This is a genomic window from Paenibacillus oryzisoli, assembly GCF_001653565.1.
Classification (GTDB): domain Bacteria; phylum Bacillota; class Bacilli; order Paenibacillales; family NBRC-103111; genus Paenibacillus_E; species Paenibacillus_E oryzisoli.
The window spans coordinates 46,077-70,492 of the sequence record NZ_LYPB01000063.1 but is presented as its reverse complement, the minus strand read 5'-3'; the positions used below and the strand labels follow the sequence as shown (position 1 = coordinate 70,492).

General features: G+C 51.0%; 16 protein-coding genes. 13 read left to right on the top strand and 3 right to left on the bottom strand.

Annotation, left to right across the window (positions count from 1 at the left end; translation table 11 throughout):
- The first annotated feature begins 34 nt into the window (after positions 1 to 34).
- The 5 genes from A8708_RS13540 to A8708_RS13525 all read left to right on the top strand — a co-directional run bounded on the left by A8708_RS13540 (position 35) and on the right by A8708_RS13525 (position 10,757).
- On the top strand, positions 35 to 2,308 hold the full coding sequence (locus A8708_RS13540; RefSeq protein ID WP_068664185.1) for a helix-turn-helix domain-containing protein: 2,274 nt from the start codon (positions 35 to 37) through the stop codon (positions 2,306 to 2,308).
- A 394-nt stretch (positions 2,309 to 2,702) separates the two neighbouring features.
- On the top strand, positions 2,703 to 5,756 hold the full coding sequence (locus tag A8708_RS13535; RefSeq protein WP_068664183.1) for a sugar-binding protein: 3,054 nt from the start codon (positions 2,703 to 2,705) through the stop codon (positions 5,754 to 5,756).
- A gap of 528 nt (positions 5,757 to 6,284) precedes the next feature.
- Positions 6,285 to 6,605 (top strand): hypothetical protein, encoded by a 321-nt coding sequence (locus A8708_RS35865; RefSeq protein WP_167355886.1) that lies wholly within the window; start codon positions 6,285 to 6,287, stop codon positions 6,603 to 6,605.
- 31 nt (positions 6,606 to 6,636) lie between these two features.
- Entirely contained in the window at positions 6,637 to 7,839 is a 1,203-nt protein-coding gene (locus tag A8708_RS13530) for a heparinase II/III domain-containing protein (protein WP_167355885.1), read from the top strand.
- Between the two features lie 137 nt (positions 7,840 to 7,976).
- Positions 7,977 to 10,757, top strand: a complete 2,781-nt coding sequence (locus tag A8708_RS13525) for a sugar-binding protein (RefSeq protein ID WP_068664179.1) — start codon at positions 7,977 to 7,979, stop codon at positions 10,755 to 10,757.
- Positions 10,758 to 10,921: 164 nt separating this feature from the next.
- On the opposite strand, the gene A8708_RS13520 is transcribed toward A8708_RS13525, so the two are convergent.
- On the bottom strand, positions 10,922 to 11,632 hold the full coding sequence (locus A8708_RS13520; protein ID WP_239696673.1) for a YHYH domain-containing protein: 711 nt from the start codon (positions 11,630 to 11,632) through the stop codon (positions 10,922 to 10,924).
- A gap of 147 nt (positions 11,633 to 11,779) precedes the next feature.
- The gene (locus A8708_RS13515) at positions 11,780 to 12,664 is read right to left on the bottom strand and encodes an AraC family transcriptional regulator (RefSeq protein WP_068664175.1); all 885 of its coding nucleotides are present in this window, start codon (positions 12,662 to 12,664) and stop codon (positions 11,780 to 11,782) included.
- Between the two features lie 164 nt (positions 12,665 to 12,828).
- Between A8708_RS13515 and A8708_RS13510 the strand changes: the two genes are divergently transcribed.
- Both A8708_RS13510 and A8708_RS13505 read left to right on the top strand, forming a co-directional pair.
- A complete protein-coding gene (locus A8708_RS13510; RefSeq protein ID WP_068664173.1) occupies positions 12,829 to 13,797 on the top strand; it encodes a zinc-dependent alcohol dehydrogenase in 969 nt (322 codons plus the stop codon).
- On the top strand, positions 13,794 to 14,642 hold the full coding sequence (locus A8708_RS13505) for an NAD-dependent epimerase/dehydratase family protein (RefSeq protein WP_068664171.1): 849 nt from the start codon (positions 13,794 to 13,796) through the stop codon (positions 14,640 to 14,642). Before A8708_RS13510 ends, A8708_RS13505 begins: the two co-directional genes overlap by 4 nt.
- Before the next feature lie 85 nt (positions 14,643 to 14,727).
- Here the strand turns inward: A8708_RS13505 and A8708_RS13500 are convergent, their stop codons facing one another.
- Positions 14,728 to 15,660 (bottom strand): AraC family transcriptional regulator, encoded by a 933-nt coding sequence (locus A8708_RS13500; RefSeq protein WP_068664169.1) that lies wholly within the window; start codon positions 15,658 to 15,660, stop codon positions 14,728 to 14,730.
- A 248-nt stretch (positions 15,661 to 15,908) separates the two neighbouring features.
- Here A8708_RS13500 and A8708_RS13495 point away from each other — a divergent pair, with 248 nt between their 5' ends.
- The 6 genes from A8708_RS13495 (at position 15,909) to A8708_RS13470 (ending at position 24,314) form a co-directional block, all read left to right on the top strand.
- The gene (locus tag A8708_RS13495; RefSeq protein WP_068664167.1) at positions 15,909 to 17,159 is read left to right on the top strand and encodes a sialidase family protein; all 1,251 of its coding nucleotides are present in this window, start codon (positions 15,909 to 15,911) and stop codon (positions 17,157 to 17,159) included.
- A 30-nt stretch (positions 17,160 to 17,189) separates the two neighbouring features.
- Positions 17,190 to 18,944 (top strand): exo-alpha-sialidase, encoded by a 1,755-nt coding sequence (locus A8708_RS13490; protein WP_068664165.1) that lies wholly within the window; start codon positions 17,190 to 17,192, stop codon positions 18,942 to 18,944.
- 13 nt (positions 18,945 to 18,957) lie between these two features.
- The gene (locus A8708_RS13485) at positions 18,958 to 19,869 is read left to right on the top strand and encodes a sugar phosphate isomerase/epimerase family protein (RefSeq protein WP_068664163.1); all 912 of its coding nucleotides are present in this window, start codon (positions 18,958 to 18,960) and stop codon (positions 19,867 to 19,869) included.
- A 17-nt stretch (positions 19,870 to 19,886) separates the two neighbouring features.
- Entirely contained in the window at positions 19,887 to 20,693 is an 807-nt protein-coding gene (locus tag A8708_RS13480) for a M55 family metallopeptidase (RefSeq protein WP_068664161.1), read from the top strand.
- 216 nt (positions 20,694 to 20,909) lie between these two features.
- Positions 20,910 to 22,757, top strand: a complete 1,848-nt coding sequence (locus A8708_RS13475) for a cache domain-containing sensor histidine kinase (protein ID WP_068664159.1) — start codon at positions 20,910 to 20,912, stop codon at positions 22,755 to 22,757.
- 18 nt (positions 22,758 to 22,775) lie between these two features.
- On the top strand, positions 22,776 to 24,314 hold the full coding sequence (locus A8708_RS13470) for a response regulator (RefSeq protein ID WP_068664157.1): 1,539 nt from the start codon (positions 22,776 to 22,778) through the stop codon (positions 24,312 to 24,314).
- Positions 24,315 to 24,416 lie beyond the last annotated feature (102 nt).

Genomic DNA, 24,416 nt, shown 5'->3' with positions numbered 1-24,416 from the left:
GTAATAAGACCGTAGTATCCAAGGGGGAACCACCATGAACTTTCGCCAAATGACATATCTGAATAAATTACTCGTTTATGGGTTCCTCCTTGGCGTTGTACCTCTCGCAATCCTTGGTTTCCTGTCTTATTTCCGCGCCTCCACGACGATTCAGACATATGTGGAAGCCGGAAATCTACAAATTTTAAAGCACAGCCAGCTCGCTGTCGAGCAAAATATGAAGACTGTCGAGACCGCTTTGGTCGCGTTCCTCAACAGCCCGCAAGGCACGGATTTGTATAATATTCCGCTTGATTATAATAAGTACGAACCGTTCAGTCGGCTCGAATCCAGCATGCGCCAGCTGCAAATCTATGAGACTGGCGTATTCGACGTGTCGTTGTACAATTTGCAATACCTATGGCGTGTAAGCAATGCGGGCATTACCACGTTTGAAAATAAAGAAGAGGAACTAAAGCCCTATGAGGACTTTCTGAATTCCTCCATGAATTCCACATGGATTAAGAATGAGCGTGGGATTCGGTTTCTGAAGAAGAGTCCCATCTATGTGACTAACCCGGCGATGCTCGTCGTAGCGGATATCCCGTACTCTCACCTCAGCAAGCTGCTCCTCCGGGCGAACCCGCTTGGAAGTACTGCAATCCTGGACAGCCATCTGGAATTGTTGCTCGGTCAGGATCAAGGCTCCGTACAGCAGCTGTTGGGCAATACGGAACTGAAGAAGAAGCTGTCCGGTGACGACGCCCAGGGACAGTTAGTTATGAAGCGGGACGGCGAATCGTACGGGGTGACATTCGTCCACTCCACCTTCTCGGGATGGTACTATATCGCAGCCGCTTCGATCGACGAGATAACCAAGGAATCCCGTTCGATCGGGCAGTTCACTTGGTGGACGTGCGCTGGCATTCTGTTCTTGATATTGTTCGCCGCCTGGTTCGGCTCCAACAATATGTACCGGCCAATCCGCAAGCTCCACGGTGCGCTTGTCGGTTCGGGGGACAAGTCCAGCGATCCGAGCGGCAGCAAGGAGGATCATATTCAGCAAATCGGCCAGAGTGTGACGAAGCTGCTCGACCGGGAGAAGAAAATGTCCAGCCAGATTGAAGGATACACGGTGCAGCTCGAAGCGTTCTTCGTTCAGAAGCTCATTCTGGGCGATGTGCGCAAGCGTGAAATTACCGAGAAGCTGAATATGTTCAGCTATGCAACGGATTGGCACAAAATGACGGTGATGGCAGTAGAGATCGATACGCTGGAAGGAACGCGGTACAGCCGTAATGATCAGGATTTGCTGCTGTTCGCTATTAACAATATGGTCAGTGAGATCATCCCGCAGACGAACCGGCTGGCGCCGATCGTCTCCAGCAGCAGTCAGTTGAATGTGGTGGGCACGGTACTGGACGACCCAGAAGCATGGAACGTCGAACTTCAGCTCTGGGCGGAAGCGATTCAGCAGGCGGCGTCCAACTATCTCGACGTGACGGTAAGCGTCGCCTTGAGTAAGCCGGTAGAGCAGTGGACGGACCTACCGCGGGCTTACCAGGAGGCGGGGGAAGCGCTGAACTACCGGGTACGGCTCGGTAATGAAGCCATTATTTACAGCGAGGATGTTGTTTCCGGTACGGACGAGATGATTCATTATCCGCTGAAGCTGGAGCAGGAGCTGCTCGCTTCGATCAAGAGCGGGTACCAACTGGAGGCCGAGGAGAAGTTGTGTAATTTCATGCAGGAGCTGGTACGACCGCCGTTCCATTACCAGGAATACCAGCTGAGTTTATTCCGGATACTGACCGAAATTACCAATCTGCTGCAGGTGGAAGGAATTCCGCTTAGAGAGCTGGTGAGTGGAGAGGCGCCGCTTATTGAACAGATGTCCCAGCTCCGAACGGTGGAGGAGATGGAGGAGTGGTTCCTGCAGAAGCTGATCACTCCGGTCATCACCGTTCTGGAGGAGCGACGCAGCTCCCAGTTCCAAAATATTTCCGATTCGGTCATTCAGATGATCCACGAGGATTTCGATACACTTCTCACGCTGGAGCTATGCGCTTCCCGGATTCATTATCATCCTCATTATGTAAGCAAGGTGTTCCGTCAGGAGACTGGCGTGAACTTCAGCGAATATCTGCTGAAGCATCGGCTTGAGATGGCGAAGGGCTGGTTGACCGAGACGAGCATGACCGTGACGGAGATTGCCGAGAAGCTCAAGTATACGAGCCCGACCAACTTCATTCGCTATTTCCGCAAGATTGAAGGTATTACGCCGGGACAGTATCGGGAGAGAAAGACTGGGAACGTATCCAAAGACTAGTATGCATAAGCTCAGCGCTTGCCTGTGAATAGGCGGCGCTTTTTTTGCGTTCAAGAGTGAAGTAGGGGCTTTATGTCATAAGATGATCAAGCGAATGTTGACTATTGAATATGCGCTCAAGCGGCAAGCTCGATCCAATTTCTCATGAACAAATGAATATAGACAGGTGACGTATCTGGAAGGGAGAATGGTATCTGTACCAAGATACAAAAAAAGGAAGGAGGTCTGTTGACTTGATACCTGGGTTAAAACCTAGGGCGTTGAAGTTGCACATTTAGGCAAGAAGGCTCAATCTTCGGTTAACATGCCTACGAAGGGCGAAGCGTCTTGAGGTGACGCAACGAGGCTCACGCCCCACCATTCCTCCCAGAGAGAAGGAGTTGTTCAATCAATAATGATCAAATTGCGAGTTTGGATGGTTTTACTGATGGTATGTATGGTTGTCTCCTCTATGACCATCATTCCGCCGTCCCGCGCCGAAGCAGCGCTTTATCCAATGCTACTGAGCTCGGACTTCGAAGACGGAACGTCTAGCGGCTGGGGCGTCTCGAAGGGAACGTTCTCCGTTGTGGCAGATGGCAGCAACGTCTACAAGACATTTTATACATCGGGAAGCACGACAGAGAGATTGGCAACCGCCGGTTCCACAACGTGGACCAATTACTCGGTCGAAGCTAAGTTGAAGCTATATAGCGGTGACTATGCAGGTCTGCTTGGGCGATACAAAGATACGGACAACTATTACAATCTGACGATTTACGATGGGGAGAATTTGGTGAGGCTTGGCAAGAAAGTGGCCGGCGCCAGTGTGACGCTGGGCAGCTATGCCATGCAGATTGTGCCAAATACCATCTACACGTTGAAGCTGGATATGGACGGCTCTCAGATTGTAGCTTCGGTTAATGGTACGCCAATCATCACGGTAACCGATACAGGTCTTGCATCCGGTAAGATCGGAACCCGGGGCTATAAAGCAACTTATAGCATAGATGATGTTTCGGTCATGGATAAGCGTGTTCCGGCTAGCATCGTCATTTCTCCGCAAAATGCACTGCTCCTGGATGGCGAATCACGTCAATATTCGGTGACTGTATATGATAGCGTTTACAACGTGATTACGGGCGTGCCGCTCACCTGGTCTAGTGGGAATACTGCGATTGCGAGCGTGAGCGGAACTGGCATTGTGTATGGCGAGGGTGCAGGTACGACCTCGATAACGGCGTCATACGGCTCATTACAAGGCAGCGCGAACGTTACGATTCAAGCTATTGTTCCTGTGACTCCGATCGAGATGTTGAAGACCTTGAGCACCATCACGGTCGACGGTATACTGAGCGAGAGTGTCTGGTCACTGGATAACAGTGCGCTTAAGGTTGTCTCTGGAACGAATGATAATACCGTTACCTTCGGTACGCTATGGAATGAGAAGTACTTATATGTCGGGGTTAAAGTCATCGATAACAATGTATACAACGACTCAACAGACGGATGGGATGACGACTCCGTGGAGCTGTTCATCGATGCTAATCACAATCACAGTGTTACGTATGATGTATACGACTGGCAGTTCCGTAAGGGATATAATGATACGGTCCTGTGGGAGAGTCAGAACGAAACAGCCGGCGTCCTGCACGGCTGGTCTAATGTAACCGGCGGCTACACGGTAGAGATGGCGATTCCATGGGAAAATCTCGGCGTGGTTCCTTCTGCTGGCGTAAGCATCGGCTTTGATATCGCCAACAACGACGATGATAACGGTGGTATCAGGGAAGGACAGCGCGTATGGGCCGGCATCGCCGACAATTACAAAAACACGCTGAGTTTCGGCGACCTGATTCTGTCTGCGACGACGGTAGGCACGACGCCAACACCACCTACAGCACCGCCTGCCGTGAATCGTTATGTGCTGCCGGCTGGTGCCGGTACGATGGATGGCAGCAGTTGGGCCAATGCGATGGCCGGTGATGTAGTCGGAGGCTTGCAAGCGGCGTGGGATGCGACAGGACTGAACAATACAATGTATATTGGCAGTGGAACTTATACGGTTCCACAGACGCTGCAGCTGTCGACTGGCGGGATAGATATCACGCATCGCAAGAAGCTCTCGGGCTTCGATACCGGGAGCGGACTTCCCATATTTCAAGGCAGCTGGACGCTTGCTAATCAAGTATCCACACCCTTCATCAATGTACCGCTTGGGGTGAATTTCTGGAGCATTTCCGATCTTCATATTAAAAATTATATGTACGGCATCTATGCGAACGGCCAGCATGAAGGAATCCGTATTACAAACATTGAAGCCGAAAATATATCGGACGGTATATATCTATGGGGAAAAGCCACCAGATCCAATCCGAATGTAGGCTCCCATGATATTGTCATCAAGGACAGCAACTTCAGCAACTTTACCAAGAGTGCCGTCCGTTTCCGCAACGGGAATTACTTGGCCAGCGTTATCAATACGACAGCGGATGCCGGCGGATCAGCCTTCTGGTACAGCGGCAACTTCCCAATTGGCTTCCGAATCGGCAACTCACCGGAATCGGCCAACATTTTCGACCATGATATCTTGTTCCAAGACGTGACGGCACGTAATAGCTATCATGAGGACGGGACGAACTACTGGAATGGTGATGGCTTCGCAGCAGAGCGTCAAACCTACAATTTGACTTACGTGCGCGCTAAGTCTTTCAACCATACAGACGGTGGGTTCGACGACAAGTCTTCTAATCCGATCTGGATTGACTCCGTCGCCTTCGGCAGCAAACGGAACTTCCGGCTGTGGTCCTTGGGCAAGGCTACCTTAATTAATTCGATCGCCGGCTATGCCAATAAGCAAGGTGGCAGTGGTGGTGCCTATGACTTGTGGGTTGGCGGCTCAGGCAACGTGGATGCCTATTACAGTACCTTCTATGACAGCGCCTCGACGCCGATCGGATTGGAAGATGCGAATCAAGTCAACATTTATGATTCCATCGTCGGCAAGAGCTCAGGCACTGCCGTATACACCACCGCAGGAGGCACGATCACTTTCACGCGGTCCGATCCGTACATTCCAGGCACGATAGGTCAGGACCCGCAATTCGTGAATGCTGTCAACTCGGCGTGGGAAGGCGGCAGCAACGATTTCAATAGCCAATACTTCGGAAACACGAAAGGCTATTATGAGCCAAGCTCAAGCGCAGCCAATTACACCGCCACGATAAGCACAGGCAGCTTAAGTCTGAATGTGGCGCAGCATACATCGGTAAGTGCAAGCGTGACCGACGGCGGCACGCCGATTTCCGATCCCGAGAATATCGTCTGGTACAGCGAGGACGGTGATCGGCTGCGCGTGAAGCAATCCAGAGGAGCTACTGCTGAAGTAACGGGTCTGGAAGCGGGAACAACGCAGTTAGTAGCCGTATATAAAGGCGCGCGTACGGACATAACCGTAACGGTTCATTAAGAATGACTATCCTACCGCCTGCTCCGGTGATAGAGCAGGCGCATTCTTTCGTCAAACCGGACCATCTCTATGTGAATTAATGAATAACCTCGTATTACTTGCGGAACAAGTCTTGGCTCACTAGCCCTCATCGCCAGCTCGTTAGTTAATGAATATAGACTGTGATGTGATTTCGGAAGACAATGAACCTGAATTCGTTGAATTGAGACAACTACGCAGATGAGGGAGTGAATCCATGATCAGCTTCAATCGTATCCGTTCGGCTATACTATCGGCAGAGCACACCACCCGGAATCATCTCCTGGGTACGCCGCTCACCGATGAATTGAAGAAGTCTATTGTCCAGTCCGAGATCTTCGCCCCGCTATTGGAGGACATTCGGGTGGAGTCGGCCAGAGCCCGGCAGGAGCCGACCCCGGCGCTTCTATTCTCCAAGTTTCATCAGTTCGTGAAGCAAGGTACGCGCGTAGAATACCAGAAGCCCTATTATGACCGCCGGGGCAGGTTGCTTGCCCTAGCGCTGGAGGCTTGGTTGTTTCCAGAGGAGAAGCAGGTGCTCGAGTCCCTGGAGGACCTGATCTGGACGATCTGCGAGGAGCACTCGTGGGCACTGCCCGCTCATCTTCCATGGTCCTACGAGAAGCTGGTAGAATCGCGAGTCTCGATGGCGCAGACGGTAGACTTGTTCGCAGCGGAGACGGCGCACGCGTTGGCGGAGACGCTGTATCTCCTAGAGGGCCAGCTAAATCCTTGGGTCGTGCACCGGGTCAAGGAGGAGCTCGAACGCCGGGTATTCGGCCCGGTATTCAGCTCCGCTTACACCTTCCGCTGGGAATGGCGCACAAGTAATTGGGCTTCCGTCTGCGCCGGAGCGGTAGGTATGGCTGCGTTGCTTATAATTGACGACCGCGAGCGTTTGGCCGGTATGATCGGACGACTCGCCGGAGCGATGGCATGCTTCTTGGAAGGCTTCGGGGAGGACGGCTGCTGCACGGAAGGAATCAGCTACTGGGAGTACGGATTCGGATATTATGTTTATTTCGCCGAGATGCTGATGGCGTATACCGGAGGGGAGCTGAATCTGCTTCAGGGGGATAAGATAACCGCTATCGCTCGCTTCCCGGCTGCCGTAGCGCTGACTTCACCGCAATCCGTCAACTTTTCGGATTGCGTGGAGCAGCCATTCCTTAGTACCGGGCTGCACAGCAGGCTGTACGATCGTATTCAGGCGCCGCTTCCGATGATGACCCGGGCAGCCCGGTTTCATGAGAATGCGACGTACCGATTTCCGCAGATGGTCCGCAATCTGCTATGGACGGATCCGACCCATTTCCACCGACCCAATGCGGAAGGAACTTACGTGTTCAATGATGCGAGCTGGGTTGTAGACAAGGTGATGCTGGACGGGACATTGTTCGCTTTCGCTACGAAAGGAGGGCACAACAACGAGCCGCATAATCATAACGATCTGGGTCACTTCCTCTTGCATGCAGGAGGCGAGACGCTGCTTGTCGATCTGGGGCAAGGAGCATACACAAGGGACTATTTCGGAGAGAAGCGATATGAGCACGTGAATACTTCTTCCGAAGGGCACTCTGTACCGGTCATTAACGGTTACGTTCAGGGGGCAGGGGAATCGTACCGGGGAATCGTCAGAGAAGCGGATATCCGCGAACAAACGCTGGTCGTTAAGCTGGATCTAACCGAAGCATACCCGGAGGCGGCGGGTCTAAGCTCCTTCAGCCGGACATTCCAGTGGACCAGTGATCTCTCGCTTGGGGAGGCCGAGCTGAAGCTGACGGATAATTTCGTCTTTCGTGCGTCCAACAACCAGCTTGCTGAAACCTTTATCAGCCTGACGGAACCGCTCATCGAGAAAGGCTGCATCATCTGGGATGGGCAGAAGGGGAAGGTGGTGATGTACTACGAGGCGGATTTGCTGGCTGCGAAGCATGAAGTGCTGAGCAACGACGCTAACCAGGTCCTCACTCGCGTTATTCATCGTGTACGTCTACATGCCAGTAAGACACCCCATCAGGCGGAGTTTCTATTCCGGTTCCGCTGCACGTCTAAGCAGAGTTAATTGTATCCCTGAGGCTTGCACGCAAATGAGGCTTTCTCAGGGATCTCCAAGCATAGCATGTCATTGTTGTGACCGCTTTCATTTCATGATCTGAAGGGAGCAGTGTAAATATGAGGTCGATAAAATGGTTTACCAGGATGTTGGTGGTTTTATTAGTATTTAGCATGGTGATTTCGGCCCAGTTGATTCAACCCCAATTGGCTACCGCAGCAACCTTGTTTTCGGACGATTTCGAAGACGGAGATGCAACCGGTTGGTCCATCGTGAATGGAGGAGCAACTAATTTTACCGTAGTATCGGACGACACAATGGTTTATAAGATCCAATATGCGAGTGGCGGTATCACAGAGAAACTTGCTGTTGCCGGAAACGCTGGATGGACGAATTATGCCGTGGAAGCGAAAGTGAAATTGCTTTCGGGAAGCAATGCAGGCGTTATCGCAAGATATGTGAACAAAGATAACTTTTACGTTTTGAGAATCGATAGTACGAACGATAAACTAGAGTTGAGTAAAAGAGTGAATGGCACATTTTCACTAATCTCTGATGTGGCTATGACGCTTAATGCCAACACGGCATATACGCTTAAATTATCAGTAAATGGTGCAAATATAACGGGATCTGTGGATGGGGTACAAAAAATTAGTGCTACCGATTCAGCATTTTCAGCTGGGAAAATTGGCACGAGAGGGACTTCTTCCACTTACACCCTTGATAATGTCACCGTATCCGACCCCGCTCTTACTTATACCGCCAAAAAAACGTTAAGTCCCATTTCAGTTAATGGTAGTTTAGATGAGTCTGTCTGGTCGATCGACCAAAGCGCGTCCAAGGTAGTTCAAGGAACGGCAAACAATACCGTTACTTACGGGGCACTATGGGATGACAAGTATTTGTATGTAGGCGTAAAGGTGCTGGATGGCAATCTTTACAACGATTCGTTGACAGACTCCTTCGATGATGATTCGGTTGAAATTTTCATAGATGCCGACCATAATCATGGGATTACTTACGATCTCAAAGACTGGCAGCTCCGTAAAAGGTACAACGACACTGGTTTATCCGAAAAACTGAACGAAACCGTCGGCGTGAAGCATGGGTGGTCGGCGATTGCCGGGGGATATGCCATCGAGATGGCTATTCCATGGATTAATTTAGGAATCACACCAGCTGCACAGCTGAGTATTGGCTTCGACATCGCTGTCAATGATGACGATAATGGAGGCGTCCGTGATAGTCAGCTTGTATGGGCAGGAACTGCAGATAATTGGCAAAACACCTCGGCATTCGGTGATTTAATTCTGTCTTCTACGACAGTTGGAACGACACCAACACCGCCGACACAACCGCAGCCAGTCAACCGTTATGTGACACCGCAAGGTGCGGGTTTGAAGGACGGAAGCAGTTGGGCCAATGCGTTTAAAGGTGACCAAGTTGGAGGGCTACAGGCTGCATGGGATGCGACTGGCATTACAAACACGCTTTACGTCGGAAGCGGAACATATATAGTGCCTCAGACATTAAGCTTGACGAGAGGCGGTACCGATGTCCAACATATGAAAAAGCTGATCGGTTCGAATACGGGTGGCGGGCTGCCTGAATTCAAAGGCGATTTCACTCTGGCCAACCAGGGATCGCGAAAGTTCATTGACGTGCCGCTGGGCGTTAGCTATTGGTGGATTCAGGATATTGTCATTGGCAATTATTTTTACGGCATCTATGTCAATGGGCAGAGCGAAGGGATCCGCATCTATAACGTGAGCGTCCATGACATGAGTGACGGCGTTTACTTCTGGGGCAAAGCAACTCGTTCTAACCTGGAAGCGGGTACGCACGATATCGTGGTGAAAGGCGGCACTTACACCAATTATACAAAAAGGGCGGTCCGTTTCCGCAACGGAAACTATATGGCTAGTGTCATTGGCGTTAATGCCGACGCGGGAGGTCAGGCAAATTGGTACACGGGCAATTTCCCATTTGGCTTTAGCATAGGGAATTCACCGGCAGAGTCCCCATACATCTTCGATCACGATATTTTGTTCCAGGATGTGACGGCCCGCAACAGCTGGCATCAGGACGGAACTTCCTACTGGAACGGTGATGGATTCACAGCGGAACGCGCTGCCTACAATTTGACGTATGTACGCAGTAAGGCGTTCGATAGTACGGATGGCGGCTGGGATGATAAATCAAAAAACCCAGTGTTTATCGATACGGTCTCTTTCGGCAATAAGCGGAACTATCGGTTATGGTCGGGGGATAAAGCTACACTGATCCGTGCTATCGGTGGGTATTCGTTCAAGCGTGGCGGAAGCGGAGACGCTCTTAACTTGCATGTGACTGGCGACGGTAAAGTAGATGCTTACTACAGTACATTCTGGAACAGCCAGAACTCGGAGATCGGCCTCGAAGACGCCAACACGGTCAATATTTACGATTCGATTATCGGCAAAAATAACGGAACTTCGCTGTATAATTTATCCGGCGGACAGTTAAATGTCGTCAATTCTGATGCCTATATACTTGGCATGCAGGGGACAGACCCCCAATTTGTAAACGGTGGAAATTCAGCTTGGGAAGGCGGAAGCAGTGATTTCAACAGCCAAGCTTATGGCAATACGAAAGGATACACGTATCCAGGCCCGAACAACACGCCGTATACGGTTCAGATTAACTCGGGCAACCTTTCATTAGGTTTATATGGAAGTACCACGATCAGTGCGCAGGTGCTAGACAGCAACAATAACCCTGTGGCGGATCCGAATAATATCATTTGGTACAGCAAAGACGGATATATTTCGCGGCTCTTGCAGTCACGTGGAGCGAGTGCAATCGTGCAAGGCTTAAATGCTGGAACGACAGACATTATAGCGGTGTATAAAGGTGATGAAGCGAAGATCTCGGTTACTGTAAATTAATGTTGGAAGAAACTAATTAACGCATTCGTAAAACCAGATATCCAGGAGAAAGTCTAGTTTATCAAAGTATTTCCAAACCCATTTGTATTTCAGACAATTTGAACGAAGAAATCCAGCAAACCCTTGTGGTTGCTGGATTTCTTCGTTCAAACCAATTTGTCAGCTTATTTCTTTATACTAAATCCATTTGTAGAATCATAGTTAATTGTCAATCCAAGTTCGTCAACTGCAAACTTCCAGGTCATTGGAAAGTAGGTAATATCTTTATAAACAATTAATGGATAGTCCTCTTTGTAGTTATCAAGCCACGAGTCGTTTATGAATACATTAAATGTTGGAAGATCGATGATATATTCGGAGTAAGGATTGTTATACAGTCCTTTTTTTTGTGTCAAGAGCGAAGCCTTATTTTCGGTTTTTCTTATTGAGAAACCTATATCATCACTCCAATTTACATCTACAGCTAAGGCCTGAGTATAACTCCAAGTCATCGGGAAATACGTGATATCTTTATATGATAATACGGGATACTCTGCATAAGCGTTATCGATTTGAGTTCCGTTTATCGAGATTTTATAGGGTGGTAATGTAGCTTTTAATCTTGTATCAATAACTTCCACTTGTTTAGTTTCTGGAGCTTTTGTTGAAGGAGAAGTAGAACTACTACCTGAGCTGCTACTTCCCGAACCTGAACTTCCAGAACTGCTAGAACTTCCACCGTTATGATAATGGTAACCAGAGCACAATCCTTTAGACTTGGATGCTGCTGAACAATTATGACCACCGCTAGAATCTGTTCTCCCCGAGTGGGCAACTGCAGTAGTAGAAACCGTAATTAGTAGTGCTAATGAACTAAGTAACACTTTGTATTTCAACTGAAATCCTCCTAAACATAGTAAAATATTCCTAAATGAGTATATCATAAAAATAAAGCCAATAAATTTTAATTTATATTTTGAATGTTTATCAACAAAGTTCTAGAGTTCTTGTAAAATAAAAAAGGCTACTCGGACAACCCCATCCTAGTAGCTTTTTTTGTATTCGTTTGGAGAAACACCAGTCTGCTTCTTAAATGCAACATAGAAGGCCTTGTAGTCGGAGTAACCAACCTCTAGCGCGATCTGGACCCATGTTTTATGGGTAGTGGCGATCATCCTGCAGGCCTCATTAATCCTTATTTGACGCGTATATTGGGACAGAGTCATACCTGTAGCTTCCTTGAATAATTGGCAAAAGTAATTTTTGCTGATGAACGTTTTGTGCGCCAGATCGCTGAGATTGACAGGCTCATGGTAACTTTCGTTTAAGTGTCGAATAGCCGATTCGATGGCACTGGCTTTCTTTTGCTGGAGATAATCTCCTTCACTTCGGCGGTTAAAGCCACGCATGATTTTCACAATCAGCTCAATCATATAGGCGCGGATGATCGCATTATAGCCCTCTTGGCGCTGGCTGTATTCATAATCCATCTTTTCGATCAGATGATCGAAGTCCAGCTGTTCCGCACTACTAAGCCGCAGATCAGAATGTATTAAATGATCGTCCCATTCATCTTTAAATAGGTAAGATAGAGCCAAACTGGAGTAATCATGGAAAGAGAGCAGAGATTCATCAAGGAAACTAGGCTTGAACAAAATATTATAGGTCACGAGTTCCTCATCATCGGCTTCCCGGTAAAAAGCATGAGTAATATCATAGTTGATTAAGAACAAATCGCCCTTCGATACCCGGTATTGTTTATTGTCAATCGTATGGTAACCAGAGCCGGAATACACATAACAGATCTCGACAAAGTCGTGAGAGTGGGACTGGTGCTTCTCCTTGATCGCTTCGGAAAATTGAATAATGCAGAAGGCTTCCCCTTCCCGAAAAAAGTTTTCTCCACGATAGACGACTTCCGTTAACATACCTGTTGCCTCCAGTCCAAACGTTGACTCTCAAGGATCGTACATTCGACCATCTTTTCCTTAATATACACCATGGGATGACATAGAAAAAGGGATTACGATGGAAATAAGGTTAGGGTTGCACTTAGGTATCCGGCCATTCGTGTGTAGAGGAGAACATATATATGCTGACAATGAAAGCACTTGCTGTTACGGAAATAGGCAAAAGGGCGGAACTAATCGAAATGCCACGTCCGAAGGCAGATGAAAACTCTATCGTGATCAAAACAGTTTATTCGGGCATCAGCATCGGGACGGAAATGTGGATTGCGGAGGGACGCAGATCGGATTATGGGGATCCACCGTTCATTAACGGATATCAAGCGAGTGGTCGCGTAGTAGATGTGGGTGCGAACGGTGCGGGACAATATGAAATCGGTGATCTCGTAACTGTTTTTTGTAATGGGGCTCACGCTGAATATGTCAAAGCAAGCCTATGGATGGTTCATAAATTAAGCAAGGTAGAATCGCTTAAAGCTTGCTCTATGTTTGTGCAGCCGTCGGTTGCGGCGAACGCGTGGAACATGGCTAGCGTTAATATGGGCGATGTGGTGTATATTGCGGGACAAGGACTGATCGGTCAGTGTGCAGCGATGATTGCTCGGCTGCGTGGCGCCTACGTTATCGCTAGTGATATCTCTGAAGATCGTATCAGGCGCTCGCAAGAACACTGTACGGATTGGACAATAGACGCCTCCAAGGAAAAGGTGCTTGACGCGTTAAAGAAACGTTATCCGAATGGCGTTGATATCACGGCCGAATCGTCAGGCTTTGAAGCGCTGCTTGATGATACGATGTCGGCAACCCGAAATAAGGGAACCTTTGTCTTTCTTGGTTGGTATCCTGATCGTGCAAGTTTCTATTATAATACGCCACATGCCAAGCAGCTTAATGCCATTTTCCCTTGCTTCATTGGTGAGCGTCCCGTACGGGAGGGTGTCATCCGCCTCATGGAATCCGGCACACTCAACATACTGCCGTTGATCTCGCACGAGGTGAGTTGGGATGAATCGGAGGATATTTACAATACGCTCTTCACGAAGCAGCGCAATGATTATAATGGAATCGTCATTCGGTGGGAGCAGCCCCTATGAACATATTAGTTACTGGAGCGACCGGATTCGTCGGAGAACAATTGTGCCAGCGTTTGGCGCAGCGGCATCAACTGATCGGCATGTCCCGCAGCAAGTTGACTGGCGTTGATTTCGCAATCAAGGGAAACTTTGACCGATTTGAGGATCTCAGATTGCTAGATGAATATAGAATCGATATCGTTGTGCATTTGGCAGCGGTCACTGGCGGCAGCAGCGAGGAGGACAGCTTGGCGGTTAATGTGCAGGGAACACGGCGCTTATATCGCTATTTGCTCGACCGCGGATGCAGAAGATTCATCGCAGCAAGTTCTATTGCGGCCGTCGGCGGTTTGGATAAAGATTTCGTGCCACAGGCGTTGCCTATGCCAGACAACCATGAATGTCTGGCGACCGATGCCTATGGATGGAGCAAATGGTTAATGGAAGATTTGAATCGATATTTGCAACGTAAGACACCTGATGCTGACTTTGTCAATCTACGCTTAGGTGCGGTCGTACCCGACGACTGGGAGCCTCATTACGTCGATGGGAGTACGCAGATGAATATTCCTTTCATTTTACTAGGCCGAGTTTACGTTAGCGATGTAATTGAAGGAATTGTCCGTGTGATCGAAGAGCCTTCGAAGTCGAGAGCAACCAGCTATAATCTGGTCGGTCCGGATATCTCCTCGAGCGTACCTGCGGCCGAGATCTTACAGGCATTGCTGCATGCGCGTGGGACAGAGCTTGATCTCAGTTATTACAGGCAACCGGGTAATGAATTTAAGCCAATATATAGCATGGAGCGGATGAAAGAAGACTTCGGTTTCGAGCCGGTCCGTTCGGTGCGCAAGGCTTTGCCGTGAGCAAGAAAAGATAAGGATCGCTCTCATCTACCTTAAGGTGGGAGCGATCCCTATTTGGAGAAAAGAGATGAAACGAGTTGCCAAGTTACTTGGTGAGATCCCAATCGCTAGCCAACGCCGACTGCGCCTCAGCCTCCAATGGCTGATGCTGGCGGCGATATAGCAGCGGTGAGCAATTCTCCATTCGTTTAAATAACTTAATGAAATAGGAATGATTGTTAAAGCCGCATTGGTAGGCGATATCTGTTACAGGCAGCTTCGTCTCGCGAAGCAGCTTCTTGGCATGATGCAAGCGCTTAACAGTAATTAGTTTAGTGAGCGTTGTGCCGGTGTATTTATGAAAAATGCTGCTCACATACGACGGGTTCATATGGACAAGCTTGCTTAGCTTATTCAGCGACAGTTCGTGTTGGAAATTCGCACCGATATATTGCACCAAATACGCGATTTCCTCTGGCAAATCGTTGGGTGCCGCTACGCCGCCGCTTAATGCAGATGCTTCGTGTGCCCGGTAGCAGCGAATGAGAAGTTCGCGGATGGCTCCTTGAACGACGCTCGCATAACCAGGACCGCGTCCCGTCAGCTCCTCGTTAATAACTGCATACAGCTGTCTAATCCGCTCGCGATCGCGACCGTCGAACTGCATCCTCCAGCAGTCGCCTTTAAGCAAACTTAGTGGGTTCGGCAGATCCTCTTCCCAGCCCTCACTCAGCAGCGCTTCCTTCCACATCAGTACATTTCGGCACAACATGCGGTTCATGTCCGTCTGCATCACCTTATGCAGCGTGAAAGGCGGGATCATCATGAGAGTGCCTTCCTGCAAGGGGTAGGCATGGTCACCGACCAAATACCTGCCTTGTCCATGTTCGATATAGTACATCTCTATGCCGTCATGGCTCTGAAAGCCGGGAAAGGGGGCAATCGAATCGAGCTCGTAATACAGCAGAACAGGAGATTCCCGGAAAATGAATTCAACCTCGCCTCTCAGTTCCTCGGCCGTTTCAAACGACGCTTGCATAACGCTCGCCTCCCAGCTTGCCGGCCTGATTGCCGGTTGCGAGATCAGTATACTACAAATCCTAAATTTTGTTTGCAAAAGACCCAAAAAAAAGACCATCACCTAGCGGCTCATCCTGATAAGCTAAACGTATAGCAAAGTGATAAAGACGGTATGTGAAACGTTATGAAACGCAAAAGGAATTTAACATAGCGTAATATTTACGCTGTAAATGAAAAACAACGTGAACAAAGGAGGGCCATACTTTTATGACGGCTATTGATAAAACCGTAGAATGGAAGCGCAGTCATCCCGACATCGTCGTCTACATTCCGCAGGAGGACGCCTATACGGGCGATAATGAGCATTTTCTTGTATTTGAATCGCCAGAAGGCAATGAGCTTCTAGCGCTCTGGACGCAAAGCTCGGTCGAAGGGCATGGCGACAATCATCTCGTGCTGGCGCGCAGCCAAGATCTGGTAACCTGGAGCGAGCCGCAGTATGTCATTGGAACGAAGCGCGGCGGTCGCGGCGACCAAGCGAGCTGGGGATTTCCCGTCGTCTCTGCGCAAGGGCGCATCTACGTCTTTTACACGAGGGATATAGGCGTTCACGATCTGGATACGCAGACGTCGGGGGCGATGGGCTGTGTGTATTCTGACGACAATGGGCACACCTGGACGTCCGGTTCGGACATTCAGATGAAGCGGAACCAGTACGATCACCCGGATCCGAATGTTCCACGCAACTGGATCGTCTGGCAGAAACCGATTCGAGACAGCAAGGGGCGCTGGATAGTCGGCTATACCCAGTGGAGCAGCCCGTTCCACGCGACAGAAACGCCGCTTGGCTGGTACAGCAAGGATTCGCGCGCGATGTTTATGCGTTTCGATAACCTTGACGAAGTGCCGGATCCGGCTGAGCTGCGTATCACGTGGCTGCCCGACGACAACGAAGGGCTGGCCGTGCTGTTCCCGGACAGGCCGCACCTTTCTGTGGCGCAGGAGCCGGGTATTATACGGCTGCCAGACGGAAGAATCTTCTGCGCGATGCGTACCTTTACCGGCTACATCTGGTACAGCGTTTCGTCTGACGACGGTGGAAGCTGGTCGGAGCCACAGATCCTGCGCTACCGTGATGGCGGCGAGCCGATCAAGCAGCCTATTGCTTCCTGCCCGTTATATCAGCTGGCAAATGGTAGTGTGCTTCTTGTGTTTCATAATAACGACGGCAACCTTGGCGAATACAAGCCGCAGCATGCGCTGCATAACCGTCGTCCAGCGTTTATCGCTGTGGGCGAATATCATCCTGAAGCGGAGCAGCCGCTCTGGTTTTCGAAGCCACGGCAAATTCTCGATACGGACGGCGTGACATTCGGGCCGAAGGGAACGAGCGAGATCGCTACGTATCCAAGTCTGACGGAATGGGGCGGCCGGCGCGTGCTATGGTATCCGGACCGGAAACACTTTTTGCTTGGTAAAGAGATACCGGATGCCTGGTTGGCAGATGGAGAGAGATAGAAAATTTACATGTGCAAAGGAGTCGGAGCTATGAACGAGGAGAAGATCAACGAGTGGCGTGATGCAAGAAATATTAAATGGGGCTTGGAAATTCCGCGTGAATTTTATTGCGATCAGCCCTATATCGTTGTGACGAAGAGAGGTGAGTGGGTTTGCGTCATGACCACGGGCCAGGGGGTTGAAGGCGAGCGGGGACAGCATGTCGTCTCAACGATCAGCCGGGACCAGGGACAAACGTGGTCGGAACTGATTGACATCGAGCCGGCAGATGGACCGGAAGCTTCATGGGTGATGCCGCTGCTGGTGCCGAGTGGGCGAATCTATGCGTTCTATACGTACAATACCGATAATCGTCACGATGTCATTAGCGACTCGGGTAGGCTGATTTCGCGTGTCGATACGCTCGGAGATCTGACCTTCAAGTATTCCGACGACGATGGGTGCACTTGGTCGGCTGAACGATACAAAGTCCCGATCCGGTCTATGGCAATCGATCGCAACAATCCGTACGGTGGGGAGCCGCAATTTTTTTGGGGTGTCGGCAAGCCAATCATTCACCAGGATGCGGTATATATGGGATTGGCAAAGGTAGGCAGCTTTGGTGAAGGCTTTATGGCGTCCTCGGAAGGTATTTTTATGAAGAGTAAAAATATATTGACGGAACACGACGCATCCCGGATCGAATGGGAGACGCTGCCGGATGGCGATTACGGTATTCGCGCGCCGCACGGGCGAGTGGCCGACGAGCATAACCCGGTGGGTCTCGCTGACGGCAGTCTGTACTGCACATTCCGCACGGTCGAAGGACATAACGGGCATGCTTACAGCCGTGATGGCGGGCATACGTGGACGACCTCGCAGTATGCCGAATACCGCCCTGGCGGGCGGAGGATCAAGCATCCACGAGCAGCGAATTTCGTGCGTAAATTCAGCAACGGCAAATTTATTCTGTGGTTTCATAACCACGGCCGGGATAACCGCGCAACACCGTCCTTGGCATACAACGACCGTAATCCGGTCTGGATGTGCGGCGGCGTTGAGAAGGACGGATTCATTCACTGGTCGCAGCCGGAAATTGTACTGTACGACGACGATCCGGCGGTGCGTATCAGCTACCCCGATTTTATCGAAGAGGGGGGCAAGTACTTTATATCGGAAACGCAAAAAACAGTTGCCCGCATTCATGAGTTGGACGGGGCCCTGCTAGAAGCCATGTGGGGACAGCATGATTTGAAAAATGCCAAGCGAACGAAGCATGGTTTGCTCTACGAAGCAGAAGGCGCGGCACTTGCCGGTACGCCGACGAAGCTGCCGAAGCTGCCGTCCTTGCAGAACGGCGGAAGCTTTACGGTAGAGTTGTGGCTGCTGGCTGGAAGCCGCAGCGCAGCTGGTCCGCTGCTCGAAACGCGGGGAGCGGACGGCAGAGGGATTGCCGTTGAACTTACGGTGCGCGGAACGCTTCGGTTGACGATGAACGACGGCCGTTCGGAATGCTCTTGGGAATCGGATGAAGGGCTGCTGCAGCCGAACCGCTGGCATCATGCGGCAATCATCGTCGACGGCGGCCCTCATATCATTACGATGGTTATTGATGGTGAGTTATCTGACGGAGGCAAGCAGCGCCAATTCGGCTGGGGCCGCTTCTCGCCACAATTGCGCGAAGTTAACGGTGGTGAGCTTGGAGTCATCGGCGGCGCTCAGTCGGTAATGGTCGGAGAGTTACGCCTTTACGATCGTTATCTGCTGACGTCGGAAGCGGTTGGGAATTACCAATCCGGGAGATAGAGAGGAGCCTATTATGCAGCAATCATACCGTGAGTATTTTAAACTTGGCATCAACCATCATTTGTTGTTCCCTGCTAGCTTCGATTCGGAGGAGGCGCACCGCTTATCGCTGCCCGAAGTGCTGGCATATCCGGAATTTGAGGTCATTGATCTGTTCATATCGGCTCAGACGGATATTTCCGCCGAACAGATACGGCAAGTGCGAGACAGTGGTCGTGTTCCAGTGTATAACTGCCCGCTATTTAACGGACCGCGGCTTAATCCGAACAGCCCAGATGAGGCCATTCGCAATGAGACGGTTCTGGCCGCAGTGTCTCATTTACAGCGGGCTGGGGCCATAGGCGCCCGCAAAGCAGTTATCGCCAGCGGTCCAAACCCGGGATCCCCCTCACAGATTGCGGAGGGGACCGACGCCTTCGTCGATTATGTCGCGAAGCTATGTGCTGAGGCGCCTAGTTTAACGCTGATGATCGAGCCGTTCGACCGCTCCATCGGCAAAAACTTGCTGATAGGCTCCACTCGCGAGGCAGCCGAGGTTGTTCGCCGCGTTCAGGAGATGGGCATACCTAATATCGGCCTACTTATCGATATGGGGCATGTATCATTAATGGAAGAAACATTTGCGCAAGCAGTCGCCGATTCAAGTTCGTACATTCGTCACGTGCATTTAGGCAGCTGCGTGAAAAATGATCGGGCTAATCCGCTTTACGGCGATATGCATCCGCCATGGGGTTATCCAGGCGGTGAGAACGACGTACCGGAGCTGGTAGAGTTTATGAAGGCGCTATTTGCATGCGGATATCTTGGAAAAGGCGAGGAGAGGCCGACCGTGACGCTAGAGATGCGCCCGTATCCAGGCCGTACCGAACGGGAAAGTGTTGATATCTTTTTGGATAAGTTGGAAGAAGCTTGGAGAGCCATGTAACTTGGAGGGAAACTGCGATGAAATGGATGATTCGCGTGGATATGGAAGGCGTCACCGGCGTCGTCAATATGAAACAAGTTGTACCGGGAGCGGCGGATTATGAATTCGGACGCGGCATGCTTATGCACGATTTACTTGCGGTACTGGACGGTCTGCTGCAATCACCTGACGACGAGGTCGTGCTGTACGATATTCATTTTTTCGGAACAAATGTTGATCTGCATAAGCTTGACTCACGCGTAACCGCGATTTGCGGCAAGCCACATTATACGCCAGGCAATCGTTCGTATCTCGATGAAAGCTTCGATGGCATGATTTTACTCGGTTTGCATGCAAGGGCAGAGATGCCGGGTTCACTACTGAATCATAACTATGAACATGACATTCGCACGATGAGCATCAACGGGGTTGTTGTCGGGGAGATTGGCCTTGAAGCGCTGATGGCCGGCGAAGCAGGCGTGCCGCTTGTGATGGTGACAGCGGATTCGGAGGGAGCGAAGGAAACGGCCGAGCTGCTGCCGGGTACAATTACGGTCAGCGTCAAGCAGTCGCTCGGCGATACGGCTGCGGCCTGCCTGCCGCCGGCGAGGACGGCCGCGCTTCTTAAGGAAGGCGCACTTCAGTGCGCGGCTGCTGCATCCAGGTTGCAACCGTACCGATTCGACGGTCCGATTGTGTTGGAGATGCAGTTCAAACCAGGCGAGCTGTTAAACCGTTTGCAGTCTCGGCTGACGGACTGTTTCGATGGACCTCATCGGTTGATTTTGCGCGGGGCATCCGTGCTAGAGGTGTGGGAGCAGTATTTGATCGCCAAAACGGAGTAAGCGCACTGCGCCCGTCAGATGCTGACAGGAATTCAGGTAATATACGGGAACATGAGAAGGGAATACAGCACATTTAGCGAATTGAAATGTAAAGCATAGAAACGCCATAAGAAAATAACCATAGCAGAGCAGCGTGCCCTTCGTCGGTGCGCTGCCGCCTGTCGTTCGGGTATGCTATCATTTCACTGGCCTGGCCGGAAGGACGCGAGGTAAAGAATGAATCGCAGAATCAGTTTTCAAACGAAGCTGTTTATCGTCTTTTCCATGGGGATCGCAGGAATAATTGTCAGCGCTTTCACGGTGTTTTACTGGTATTACCAGAAGGTAAACATTGAATCAATGGTCCATACATTTCGCGGAGAATCGCAGAGTCTAGCGCAGCAGCTCGACAATTCAATCTACACCATGGATCGACTCGTCATGCAGATGAAATTTAACCCGACAATTGCCAATACCTTCTACTATCTGCCGTATACGACGAATGCGCAGACATATTTCGACGATCAAGCTGATGCTGCCTATAAGGTGAAGGAAGCGATTTCCTCGATTGTTGGCGTTGATCCACAAATTTTTCACCGCGTATCGATCCTAAGCCGTTCGGGTGCATTTCTGGCTACCGGCGCGTACTATGACCGATTGACCGTTCGAGATCGGCTGCAAACAATCGATTGGTTCCGTCAGCTTGAAAAGTCCGAATATCGGCTGCTGCTTCCGCCGCATCGTGACGACTGGGATAGCGCAGGCAAGCTGGTTGTCTCTGTAATTCGTAAGCTTGGCGAGGCGACTGCGCCGAATGCATTGATTGAAATTCAGCTTCCATACGACTACATAGAGACGATGACAGCTAAGTCGCAGATAGGTGGTAAACGTGTGCTCATCGCTGGCGGCGATGGCCAAACGATCTATCCTTTTTCACCCGAATCCGAATCAGGATTTTCACGTGTTAGGGATGTACTAACTGAGCTGCAGGCGCAAGGCAAAGCCTCGGAAGGAGAGACGTATGTGCGGTTACCGGATCGCTCGCGACAGCTTGTCGTCTATGCCCGGGCGCCGTATTCCGGATGGACAGTGATGATTGTTCAGCCAGAGAGTGAGCTTCTGCGCCCACAGCGCCAGGCGGGGTATTTGTTCGCAGCCACAGGTCTGATCCTCATTGTGCTGACCATGCTGACCTCCTATTTTTCCGCCAAAATGCTCGTAAAACCGCTGCGTCAGCTGCGCGACTCGATGAATAGGGTCCAGCTCGATTCGCTTCCAGACGCGCATGAGCGGCTGGCTATCGGGAGTGTCATCCCGACTAATACGCATAACGAACTCCATCATCTCCATCATTCTTTTCGTAAAATGCTAGATCGTCTCGAAGCGTCGAAAGAGGAAGCGATTCTTTCGCGATCGCGTGAGTTGCAGGCGCATTTTACTGCGCTCCAGGCACAAATTCATCCGCATTTTTTATATAACACGCTTTCTTTGATTGGTGTGCTTGGACAAGAGGCAGGCAACAGGGAAATTGTGCAGTTAACAGCGATGCTGGCGGATATGTTCCGCTACATGACGTATTCGGCAGAGCAGACGGTTACGCTGCGAGATGAAATTCAACATACGAAGAACTATTTGAATATTATGAAATTTAGATATGAAGCGCATTTGCAATTTACAATCGACATTCCCCAAGCCATGCTGGAGCTTCATCTACCCAAGCTGTCGCTGCAGCCATTTGTAGAAAATTGCTTTAAGCACGGCTTCGCTTCCAAACGGTATCCATGGCGGATTGACATCCGTGGGATGCTGCTTGAGGACGGACGCGTTGCGATAGAAATCCGGGATGATGGCGCGGGCTTTCCCCTGGCTCTGCTAGAACGCTTCGGGCGTGGCGAAGTTTCCGCGGTGGGCATGGAGGCGCTTGGCGTAAGCGGCTTGTACAATACTTACTCGAGGCTGCAATATCAGGCAGGTGGCCTATTAGAATTCAGTCTGGACAACGATCCAGCCGGCGGGGCAATCGTGCTTATCCATTGGCTGAGACCGGATTTGTCCGGCGAGCGTGCAAGGAGAGAAGCAACATGAAACGGAGGAGAACGCAGGATGCCGACGGTACTCGTAGTTGATGATGAAATCCGTTTTTGCAGGGCGCTTGGTCGATGGATCGAGGCGACTGATACGCGGTTCCGCGTCGTTGGTGAAGCATATGACGGCGAGGAGGCATTGGAGAAGATTGCTGAATTGCGGCCGGATGTCTTATTTACCGATATTCGGATGCAGGTCATGGATGGCTTGCAATTAATCGCTGAAATGAAGCGGCGATATGCCGAGGTGGTTCCCGTTATCGTCAGCTCGTACGATGATTTCGATTATACGCGAAGGGCGATCCGGCTCCATGCCGAAGATTATCTGTTGAAGCCGCTGCGTGAGGAGGATCTGCGTGAGGTTCTGGAGCGGGTCGCGGCAAAGCTGCACGACGCCGGCCAACGGCGTGATGCCGATTGGCTGCAGGAAACGGTGGATCACGGGGGACTACTCGCCGGGCAGAAAATTCCAGAGGGATTAGTCTATGCATCGTATACGCTTTCGCTTTGGTGTGCGGGTCCGTACTGCGCTTCTCCGGACGATGCTTTGCACCCAGGCAAGGCTTTTTGGGCTTCAGCGCCATGGACATCAAGCTTGCCTGACCCCCATCCAGGCCAGTTCGGCTGGTGGGTACTTGAGGGCGAGCGCGCCAATGAGCGACTGCTGCTGGTCGGGATAAACGGGGGGGAGCTCCCTACGTCCTCGTACGCGGAGGCCGCGTCCCATGCACTGCTGGCGCAGGCTGCCAGCAAGCACATGCCGCTGACGGTTGTCGCCGGCAGCCTGCAAGGACTTGGCGAGCTCCGTCGCGTCGCCCAGGAGCTGCGCAGCCGGCTGCCGCTGGCGGCGGGCATCGGCCGTTCGGGCTTCGGCCACCAGGCCGAGCGCGGGCGGGCGGAAGCGCCCCGCGACGATTACCGCCGGTTGGCTCAGGCGGTGCAGCGCCGGCAACCGGAGTCGGTGCGCGCAGAGCTAGCGCAGCTGACGAAGATATGGGAGGCAGAGGCGGCAACGCAGCTGCGCGTGGATATGCTGCTGAGGCAGACGCTGTACGATTTGAAGGAGCATTGGCCAACATTCCGCGATGAGACTTTCATCCTCGCGAGTCAGGAGTTGGACACGCTCCTATCTCACTCACTCGATTACGGCGAGCTGCGCGAAGGCGCTGCCTCCCTGTTCGCGGAGCTGATGAAGCTGAGTGAGGACAAGGACGTGTCGCTTGAAGCCCGTTTATCCGCTCATCAGGAGGAGAACGTCGCCCGCATCGAGCAGTATCTGCGCACGCATTACGCTTCACCGATTACGCTCCAGCAGTTGTCTCGTCAGTTCGGGCTGGTGCCGAATTATTTGAGCGCTATGTTCAAGAAGGCACGCGGTGTGACGCCGGGCGAATACGTGACGGTATGGCGTGTACAGCAGGCCAAGTCGCTGATGGCGAGCTCGCCGGAGCTGCTGCTGAAGGATATTGCTGACCGGGTTGGCTATGCGGATTCGCTTTATTTTAGCCGTGTTTTTAAGAAAGTGACCGGCAAATCACCCTCGGAATTCATGAAATAAGCGTTTTTTGTCCGAATAATCGCAAAAGCCGTCCATTTGTCCATATCGTTCTCGGATTCGTCCATTCTCAAGGCGAAAAGCCGAAGCGTATACTTGCCATGT